At 64.6% G+C, this 8,592-nt stretch carries 8 protein-coding genes; 5 read left to right on the top strand and 3 right to left on the bottom strand.

Features of this window, described 5'->3' with window-relative positions:
- The 3 genes from C1876_RS17230 to C1876_RS17240 all read right to left on the bottom strand — a co-directional run.
- A partial coding sequence (locus C1876_RS17230; protein WP_114547951.1) for a hypothetical protein occupies window positions 1-878 on the bottom strand: 878 nt, incomplete at its 3' end.
- Entirely contained in the window at window positions 862-1,395 is a 534-nt protein-coding gene (locus tag C1876_RS17235) for an RNA polymerase sigma factor (RefSeq protein ID WP_114547952.1), read from the bottom strand. The genes C1876_RS17230 and C1876_RS17235, both read right to left, overlap by 17 nt.
- Window positions 1,396-1,522: 127 nt before the next feature.
- Window positions 1,523-1,918: a molybdenum cofactor biosynthesis protein MoaE gene (locus C1876_RS17240; RefSeq protein ID WP_114547953.1), complete on the bottom strand. Its 396-nt coding sequence runs from the start codon at window positions 1,916-1,918 to the stop codon at window positions 1,523-1,525.
- Window positions 1,919-2,110: 192 nt separating this feature from the next.
- Between C1876_RS17240 and lysA the strand changes: the two genes are divergently transcribed.
- The 5 genes from lysA (at window position 2,111) to C1876_RS17265 (ending at window position 8,480) form a co-directional block, all read left to right on the top strand.
- On the top strand, window positions 2,111-3,466 hold the full coding sequence (gene lysA, locus C1876_RS17245) for a diaminopimelate decarboxylase (RefSeq protein ID WP_114547954.1): 1,356 nt from the start codon (window positions 2,111-2,113) through the stop codon (window positions 3,464-3,466).
- A gap of 15 nt (window positions 3,467-3,481) precedes the next feature.
- Complete coding sequence (locus C1876_RS17250) at window positions 3,482-4,765, top strand: homoserine dehydrogenase (RefSeq protein WP_114547955.1); 1,284 nt, start codon at window positions 3,482-3,484, stop codon at window positions 4,763-4,765.
- A 138-nt stretch (window positions 4,766-4,903) separates the two neighbouring features.
- Window positions 4,904-7,015, top strand: a complete 2,112-nt coding sequence (locus C1876_RS17255; protein WP_114547956.1) for a sensor domain-containing phosphodiesterase — start codon at window positions 4,904-4,906, stop codon at window positions 7,013-7,015.
- A 107-nt stretch (window positions 7,016-7,122) separates the two neighbouring features.
- Entirely contained in the window at window positions 7,123-7,800 is a 678-nt protein-coding gene (gene pyrE / locus C1876_RS17260) for an orotate phosphoribosyltransferase (RefSeq protein ID WP_114547957.1), read from the top strand.
- Window positions 7,801-7,811: 11 nt separating this feature from the next.
- On the top strand, window positions 7,812-8,480 hold the full coding sequence (locus tag C1876_RS17265; RefSeq protein WP_114547958.1) for an HAD family hydrolase: 669 nt from the start codon (window positions 7,812-7,814) through the stop codon (window positions 8,478-8,480).
- Window positions 8,481-8,592 lie beyond the last annotated feature (112 nt).

The following is an 8,592-nucleotide window of genomic DNA, read 5'->3' on the forward strand; positions in this document are numbered from 1 at the left end:
TCTTCGAACGGGTGGGTGGGGTTGCCTTGGGCGGCATTGGCTTGCGCGCGTATGGCGGTGGCGTAGGCGGCCTCGACGTCCTCGAGGTTGTCCACCGGTGTGATGACGTACGCTTTCGCATCGGTTGACCCGTCCTCGTACGTAACGGTGAGGTGCAGGCGCGCCTGGGCGATGATGTCTGCGCACCGGCGCAGCAGCAGCGCGTTGAGGCGGTCTTTCCGGTCGTAATCGACGTCGCGGCGGGAGCTGTAGAACTCTTCGGTGACCGCATCGTACAGGCTGGCAACTTCGCCTTCGAGCGGGAATGAGACGCGCAGGCCGCGCCAATCAGCGCCGACGGGGTGCTGAGCGTGGTAGTCGACGGTGAAGCTGGTGGCGCGATGCTCTCCGGAGGAAGCCTCGTGCGTGTAGAACAGCACGCGTTCGCCCTCCACCTCGTACGTCAGCGACGTGACGTTCGTACCGGTGCAGATCGGGGTGAATTGGTACGCGATCGAGAGGTAACGTTGCCCCTCGTCGGGTGCGCTATCGGCGTTGTCGGGGTCGATTTCCGGGTCGCTGTGCCACACCTTCCATGCGCTGTCGTGGCCGAAGTCGCCCAGCTCGAGGGAGAACGAGTTGCGCGCGGGCTTCCCGACGGCGGCGAACACGGCCGTGCCGCCGCACGCAACCGCGCCGATGGCCGCCGCGGCCACGCCGACGAAGCGGCGACGGGAGACGGGCCGCCCACCGCGCTGCTGTGCGGCGGGAGCGACGCTGCGAGACGCGGCCGCGCGCTCGCGCCGCGTCTCGTCGAGGATGCGGTGTTGCAGGCGGCTCGGCATCTCGATGCCGTCCATGAGCGTGCAGTAGTCGGGTTCGTTATTCGTCCGATGCATGGGATGCCTCCTGTTCCAACAGGCCCTTGAGCTGCGTCCGCGCGCGGCGCAAACGCGAGCGCACGGTGGCGGGCAGGCAGCGCACGAGGCACGCGATCTCCTCGGTGGGATATCCTTCGTAGTAGAAGAGGTGCACGATGAGCCGCGTGGTGGCGGGCAGCTTGCCCAGCGCATGTCCCACCTTGCTTCCGTACAGGGCGCGCACGCCCTCGTCTTCCGCAGCTTCGCCTTCAAGCGGGGTGTCCTGGAAGGTGCCCGTGAGCTCGGTGCGACGCTTCCATGCCGAGCGGTGCAGGTCGCGGCTGCAGTTGACGGTGACGCACAGCAGCCAGGCTTTCAGGTGCTCGTCATCCTCGAAGTCGGTCGGGTCCTTCAGGAGGCGCAGAAACACCTCTTGGCAGACGTCGTCGGCGTCGTGCGGCGATTGGGTTTGGTTGAGCGCAAGGCGATACACGGTGGTTCCCCACGCGCGCAGGGCGTGCTCGATGAAATCGTCCGGCCTCAAGTTCGGGTGCATGCGGGGTATCGCCTCCTCACCACCAACACGGCGCAGGGCGCGCTGATGTGCCCGGAATGCGAAAAAAGCGGCGAAACGGGCTCGATTGCCGTTTCGCCGCTTCGCGCGCGCCGTTTGGGGCGACCTGTTAGGCGTAGATTTCCTTTTCCACCACGAGGTCGTTCTTGATCTTGCCGACGAGCTTTTGCAGCGCGTCGATGCAGTTCGGGCGAATGTCTGCGCCGATGAGCACGTACATGATGGAGTCGCCCACGTCCAGCACGCCCTCGTTGAGCCACGTGCGCACGTAGTAGACGCCCGGCCAGGTGAGCGCTTCCGCCACGGCCGCTTCGACGCCGGCTGCGTCGTAGGAGAACTCAACCTGGGCAACTTCGCCAAGTCCTTCGACGCCCTCGCGCACCTGCTGCTTCGGCGTGATGCGCACGATGCCGTTGTGCGTGAGGAACATGCCGCACTGGGCGGCCTTCGGATCCTGCTTTGCCTCCGCGAGCCACTGGTCGATCGACGGTTCAAGCTGCGCCATGCTGCTCCCTTTCTCGAGAATGATCGCATCATTATACGTCATCGAGGACGGTTGGTCGCCCGTCCGCTCGAAAAGGGCGAAGGCGCACGCCGCCGCACGGTGGATGATTGCGTCATTTTCGACGGGGCTGTCGCCGTACGCGAGCGGGGATGATAGACTAGGCGAATCCCCTGGATGCACGAAAGGAATGACATGTCTCTCCCCGCAGCCGATTTGAGTAAACAGCCTGACAACCGTACCACGATGGAGCTGGGCGCGGTGCTTCCCCTGACGGCCGAGGTGAAGGACGACCACCTGTTCGTGGGTGGCGTCGACATGGTGGAATTGGCGCGCGAGCAGGGCACGGCGCTGTACGTCATGGACGAGCTCGACATGCGCACGCGCATGGAAACCTACCGCGAGTCGTTCCGCAGCCGTTACGAGAACTCCGACATCGTGTACGCCAGCAAGGCGTTCCTCAACAAGGAAGCCGCGCGCATCGTGGCCGATGAGGGGCTGTGCCTCGACGTGTCGGGCGGCGGCGAGCTGGCCATCGCGCTGGCCGCGGGCTTCCCCGCCGAGCGCATCTTCATGCACGGCAACAACAAAACGCCGCGCGAGCTGCGCGAGGCCATTCAGGCGGGCGTGGGCCGCATCATCATCGACAGTCGCATCGAGCTGCATCGCATCTCCGAAATCGCGGGCGAGCTGGGCGTGGAGCAGCCCATCTACATGCGCATCACGCCGGGCGTCGAGGCCGATACGCATCAGTACATCCGCACGGGCTGCGAGGACTCGAAGTTCGGCTTCACCATGCGCGAGGACTTCGCTTTTCGCTGCGTGAAGGACGTGCTGGCCGCGCCGAACGTGCGGCTGGCGGGGTTGCACTGCCACATCGGCTCGCAGATTTTCTCGCTGCATTCCTACCCCGAGGCCGTCGAGGTCATGGTGGATCTCATGGCGCGCATCGAGCAGGAATACGGCTACCGCATCGAAGAGCTCGACGTGGGCGGCGGTTTGGGCATCGCCTACACGGCCGACGACAAGCCGGCCACCATCGACGAGTTCGCCGAAATCGTGACGTCGTCGGTGCACGCCGCCTGCGCGAAATACGGCGTTGTCGAGCCGCGTCTGCTCACCGAGCCGGGTCGCAGCCTCGTGGCCACGGCGGGCGTCACGCTGTACACGGTGGGCATCCTCAAGACGCTGCCGAACATCCGCAAGTACGTGGCGGTGGACGGCGGCATGTCCGACAACATCCGCACGGCGCTCTACCACGCCGATTACGAGCCGATCATCGCGAACAAGGCGGGCCAGCCGCGCACCGAAATCGTCACCATCGCGGGCAAGCACTGCGAAAGCGGCGACGCCGTGGTCATCGACATGCCCATCCAACATCCGGACTTGGGCGATATCGTGGCCGTGTTCGGCACGGGCGCGTACTGCTACACTATGTCGAGCAACTACAACGGCCAGCCGCGGCCAGCCGTGGTGTTCGTGAAGGATGGCGAAGCGCGCGTGACCACGCGTCGCGAAACGTACGACGATCTGATGGCACGGGATATCTAGGAGAGGAAGCGTAGCATGACGGTAAAACTGGGACTCGTCGGCACCGGCACGGTAGGCGGCGGATGCATCGACATCCTGAAGAACCATCGCGAAGACTTCAAGCGCCACTACGGCGTTGACGTGGAGCTCGCGCGCGTGTGCTCACGCAACCCCGAGCAGGCCATCGCGCACGGCGTGGAGGACATTTTCACGCAGGACTACCAGGACATTCTGGACGATCCCGACATCGACATCGTGGTCGAGCTCATCGGCGGCACCACCGTGGCGCGCAGCATCGTGGTGGGCGCGCTCAAGGCGGGCAAGAACGTGGTGACGGCCAACAAGGCCCTCATGGCCACGTACGGCGAAGAGGTTATGACGGCCGCCGACGAGGCCGGCAAGGAAATCGCGTTCGAGGCCAGCGTGGGCGGCGGCATCCCCATCATCGACCCGATGAAGCACTCGCTCATTGCCAACGAAATCACCTCGGTCATGGGCATCGTCAACGGCACGACGAACTACATGCTCACCCGCATGGTGGAGGACGGCCTGAGCTACGACGACGCGCTCAAAGAGGCGCAGGAGAAGGGCTTTGCCGAAGCCGACCCCACCGCCGACGTGGACGGTTTCGACGCCGCCGCGAAAATCGCCATCCTCGCGTCCATCGCGTTTAACTCGCGCGTCACCATCAACGACGTGCACACCGAAGGCATCCGCAACGTCACCACGATGGACCTCGACGCCGCGCGCGACATGGGCTACTGCGTGAAGCTGCTGGCGCTTGCGCATCGCAGCGACGAGGGCGTGGACGTGCGCGTGCACCCCACCATGCTGCCGCTGTCGCATCAGCTGGCCACGGTGGACGGCGTGTACAACGCCATCTACGTGACGGGCGACGCCGTGGGCGAGACGATGTTCTTCGGCGAGGGCGCGGGCGCGGGTCCCGCCGCGAGCGCCGTGATGGGCGACGTGCTGGAAGTGGCGCGCCACGTCACGCTGGGCATCGGGCCCCTCGTGGGCTGCACCTGCACCGACGAGCTGCCCATCGTGCCCATGGACGACCTCAAGACGAAGTACTACATCCGCTTCAAGGTGGCCGACCGCTCGGGCGTGCTGGCCGCGATGGCCGGCGTGTTCGCGAAGCACAACGTGAGCGTGTACTCGGTGGTGCAGCGCGGCAAGAAGGAAGGCGGTCAGGTGGACCTCGTGTACGTGACGCACACGGCGCGCGAGAAGAGCGTGCGCGACGTGCTGGCCGAAATCGCCGAGCTCGACGACGTGCTGCGCGACGAACCCAGCGTCATCCGCGTGGAAGAATAACGTCCCAACTTTGCACCATGATGCCTGTTCGGCCCCGCACTTCGGTGCGGGGCTGCGTGTTTTACACCACCCCCTTAGCAGCCCCGAGCACTTCATCTATAATGACGAATGCTCATTGCGAGACCAGAAGGAGGGCTCATGCAAGGCGTACTGAATTCGCTGCTTGATGGGCTGTCCGAGCTTATTTACATCAGCGATCCCGTAACGTACCAGCTGCTGTATCTCAACAGAGCCGGCAAGGATATTTACGGTGCCGATGCCGACGACGGCTCGCGCCCGTGTTACGAGGTGCTGCAGGGCCGCACGTCGCCGTGTCCGTACTGCACGAACAGCAAGCTGAGCATGGACACGTTCTACGAATGGGAGTTCACGAGCCCCATCACGAACTACCACTACCTTTTGCGCGACAAGCTGGTGGAGTGGAACGGCGCGCCGGCGCGCCTGGAAATCGCCTTCGACATCACCGAGCGCGAGCTGGAGAAAGAATCGTTCAAGTTCTTGGCCGATGCGAACGCCCTCAACGTCGAGTGCATCCGCACGTTGGAGAACGAACCGCTCGACACGGCGCTCAATGCGGTGCTCAAGATGCTGGGCACCTTCCTCAAGGCCGATCGCACCTATGTGTTCAGCATCGAGGGCGAGCGCATGTCGAACACGTACGAGTGGTGCGCCGAGGGCGTAATGCCCGAGATGCAGAACCTCTACAACCTGCCCGTGTCGCTGATCGACCACTGGATGGAGAAGTTCTCGAAGGGCAAAGCAGTCATCATCAACGACATAAACGACCTGGTGGGCACCGATCGCGAGGACGAGTTCGAGGTGCTGTCCGCGCAGGGCATCACGTCACTCGTGGCCGTGCCGCTCGAGGTGGATGGGCGCTTCGTGGGCTACATGGGCGCGGACGACCCCAAACAGAGCCGTCTGGAAATCATCGACACGCCCCTGGTGAGCCTCGCGTCGTTCGTGTCTGCCAGCATGAAGCGGGCGATGGCGCAGCGCCAGGTCGACGAACTCACGTGGAAGGATCCGCTGACCGGCGTGCATTCGCGCAGCGCGTTTCACCGCGATTACGATCAGGGCGCGTTCAAGAACATCGGGTTCCTGCTTGCGGACGTCGATCGCTTGACCGTCATCAACCGCGAACGCGGGCGCGTTGAGGGCGACAAGGTGCTCGAGCGCGTGGCCGCCTGCATGAAGAACGTGTTCGGCGACTGCGTGTATCGCATCGGCGACGACGAATTCTGCGCCGTGGTCACGCCTATCGACTTCGAGGATTTCACGCGCCGATCGAGCGTGCTGGCGTCGCTCTTCGCGAAGGAGGGCTTGCCGGCGTCGGCGGGGCCGGCGTGGAGCGAGGGCACCGACAACGTGACGGTGCTGCTGGACGTCGCGGGCGACCGCATGCGTTGCTCGAAACTCGGGCGCCATCGCGCGGTAGACTTGGGCGTTGACCTGGCACAAGATGTGGCGGTTAGCAACCTCATCCGGCCGGGCGGCGCCGAAGACGCCGTGGCGGCGGGCCTGCTCGACATCTTCCTCATGCCGCAGGCTTCCACGCAGACGGGGCGCATCGTGGGTGCCGAAGCGCTCATTCGCTACATCGACCCGGTGCAGGGCATCGAGGCGCAGCCCGCCTCGTTCATCCCGGCGCTCGAGGACATGGGCGAAATCTCGTACGTGGATTTCTTCGCCCTGTCGCGCGCGTGCGAGACGGTGGCGCGGTGGCAGTGCGAGGGCGGCCCCGTGGTGCCGATTGCGGTGAACTTCTCACGCATGACGGTGGAGCAGGAAGGCTTCGTCGAGCGCGTGAGCGAAGCGGTTGCGAGGCACGGCTTGGACCCGTCGCTCATCGAGATCGAGGTGACGGAATCGGCGCGCGGACGCGGCGGGAACCTGCTGCGCTTGGTAGCCGATCAGCTGCGGGGCATGGGGTTCCGCGTGGCCGTCGACGATTTCGGCGTGGACAACGCGAACGTGTCGTTGTTTGTGCAGCTTGACTTCGACGTGCTGAAGCTGGACAAGTCGCTCATTTGGAACCTCGACGAGGGCGAGCGCACCATGCGCGTGGTCAGTAGCGTTGCAAGCCTGTGCGGCGATTTGCATATCGAGTCGGTGGCCGAGGGCATCGAGACGGAACAGCAGCTCAGGGCGCTCACCACCACCGGTTGCACGCGCGCGCAGGGCTACTACATCGGCCGGCCCGCTCCCATTCCCGAATTCGAGCGCGCCCACCTGCGCAGCGTGTGCTAGCTCACGCGTATTTCGCGGGATCTGCCTGTTCGGGCGCCTTCATCGAGTATCATGTTCTCCAAACAAAGCGCGCTCGGCGCGCGGGGACGACGAGGGAAGGATCCTGCATGGAAGCGTACAAGCAAGAGTTCATCGAGTTCATGGTTGAAAGCGAAGTGCTCAAGTTCGGCGAGTTCACGCTGAAAAGCGGCAGGAAGTCCCCCTTCTTCATGAACGCGGGCGCGTACGTGACGGGCGATCAGCTGCACAAGCTGGGACTGTACTACGCGCGCGCCATCCACGACAACTTCGGCCTCGATTTCGACGTGGTGTTCGGCCCCGCCTACAAGGGCATTCCGCTGGCCGTCATCACCACGATGGCCATCCACGAGCTGTACGGCAAGGAAGTGCGCTACTGCTCCAACCGCAAAGAGGTGAAGGACCACGGCGACACCGGCATCCTGCTGGGCAGCAACCTGCAGGACGGCGACCGCGTGGTGATGGTGGAGGACGTGACCACGTCCGGCAAGTCCATCGAGGAGACGCATCCCATTCTCATGTCGCAGGCGAACGTGGAGGTCAAGGGCCTCATGGTGTCGCTCAACCGCATGGAAGTGGGCAAGGGCGGCGAAGTGTGCGCCCTCGACGAGGTGCGCGAGCGCTACGGTTTCCCGACGGCTGCCATCGTGAACATGGCCGAGGTCACCGAGTTCTTGCACAATCGCGAGTGCCAGGGTCGCGTCGTCATCGACGATACGGTGAAGGCAGCACTCGACGCCTACTACGAGCAGTACGGCGCGAAGTAGGGGCTTGCTTGATGGATGCTTCTCACATTGGCGTGATCTTCGATTGCGACGGAACGCTGCTCGACTCGATGATGGTGTGGCGCGAGGCGGAAAGCGCGCTGGCGAAGCGCGCCGGCGTGACGCTGACGCCGGCCGAAACCGACGCGCTCACGTCCATGACCATTCCCGAGTGCGGAACGTTCTTCCATGAGCAGCACGGCCTGGGGGCTTCGGGCGCCGAGGTTGTAAGCATGATGGACGATCTCATGCTGGAGTTTTATCGCGACCGCGCGCTGGCCCGTCCGGGCGCGCTCGCTTTCGTGCAGGCGTTGGCCGCGCGCGGGGTGCACCTGAGCGTGGCCTCGTCGAGCCCGCAGGCGTACCTGCAAGCGGGCCTCGCGCGCTGCGGCTTCACGCCGTACCTCGATGCCATCGTGTCGGTGGACGACGTGGGGAAGCCGAAGCGCGTGCCCGCCGTGTACGACCGCGCCCGCGACCTGATGGGCACTCCGCTTGCCACCACCTGGGGCGTCGAGGATGCCGTGTACGCCGTGCGCACGCTCACCGGCGCGGACTACCGCACCCTGGCCATCTACGACTGCGACCTCTCCGGCACGGTCGAAGACCTGCGCGCCGCCGCCGAGCGCTTCATCACCAGCTTCGAGGATTTGGATGTCGATACGTTCCTCGGATGGAACTAAGACTCTCGCTCGACCCACGCACCAAGGGCATCGTAGTCAAGGGAACTCTTGTCTGAGTGTTTCACGTGAAACATCTGTTCGGCGGCGGGGGTAGCGGAGCGGGGCGGGGAAG

This window comes from Eggerthella sinensis (genome assembly GCF_003339815.1).
GTDB classification, from domain to species: domain Bacteria; phylum Actinomycetota; class Coriobacteriia; order Coriobacteriales; family Eggerthellaceae; genus Eggerthella; species Eggerthella sinensis.

What these genes read in the sequence shown, in the direction of transcription:
- C1876_RS17235 (WP_114547952.1), bottom strand. Translation starts at nt 1,395, where the DNA reads ATGCACCCGAACTTGAGGCCGGACGATTTCATCGAGCACGCCCTGCGC.
- C1876_RS17240 (WP_114547953.1), bottom strand. Translation starts at nt 1,918, where the DNA reads ATGGCGCAGCTTGAACCGTCGATCGACCAGTGGCTCGCGGAGGCAAAG.
- lysA (WP_114547954.1), top strand. Translation starts at nt 2,111, where the DNA reads ATGTCTCTCCCCGCAGCCGATTTGAGTAAACAGCCTGACAACCGTACC.
- C1876_RS17250 (WP_114547955.1), top strand. Translation starts at nt 3,482, where the DNA reads ATGACGGTAAAACTGGGACTCGTCGGCACCGGCACGGTAGGCGGCGGA.
- C1876_RS17255 (WP_114547956.1), top strand. Translation starts at nt 4,904, where the DNA reads ATGCAAGGCGTACTGAATTCGCTGCTTGATGGGCTGTCCGAGCTTATT.
- pyrE (WP_114547957.1), top strand. Translation starts at nt 7,123, where the DNA reads ATGGAAGCGTACAAGCAAGAGTTCATCGAGTTCATGGTTGAAAGCGAA.
- C1876_RS17265 (WP_114547958.1), top strand. Translation starts at nt 7,812, where the DNA reads ATGGATGCTTCTCACATTGGCGTGATCTTCGATTGCGACGGAACGCTG.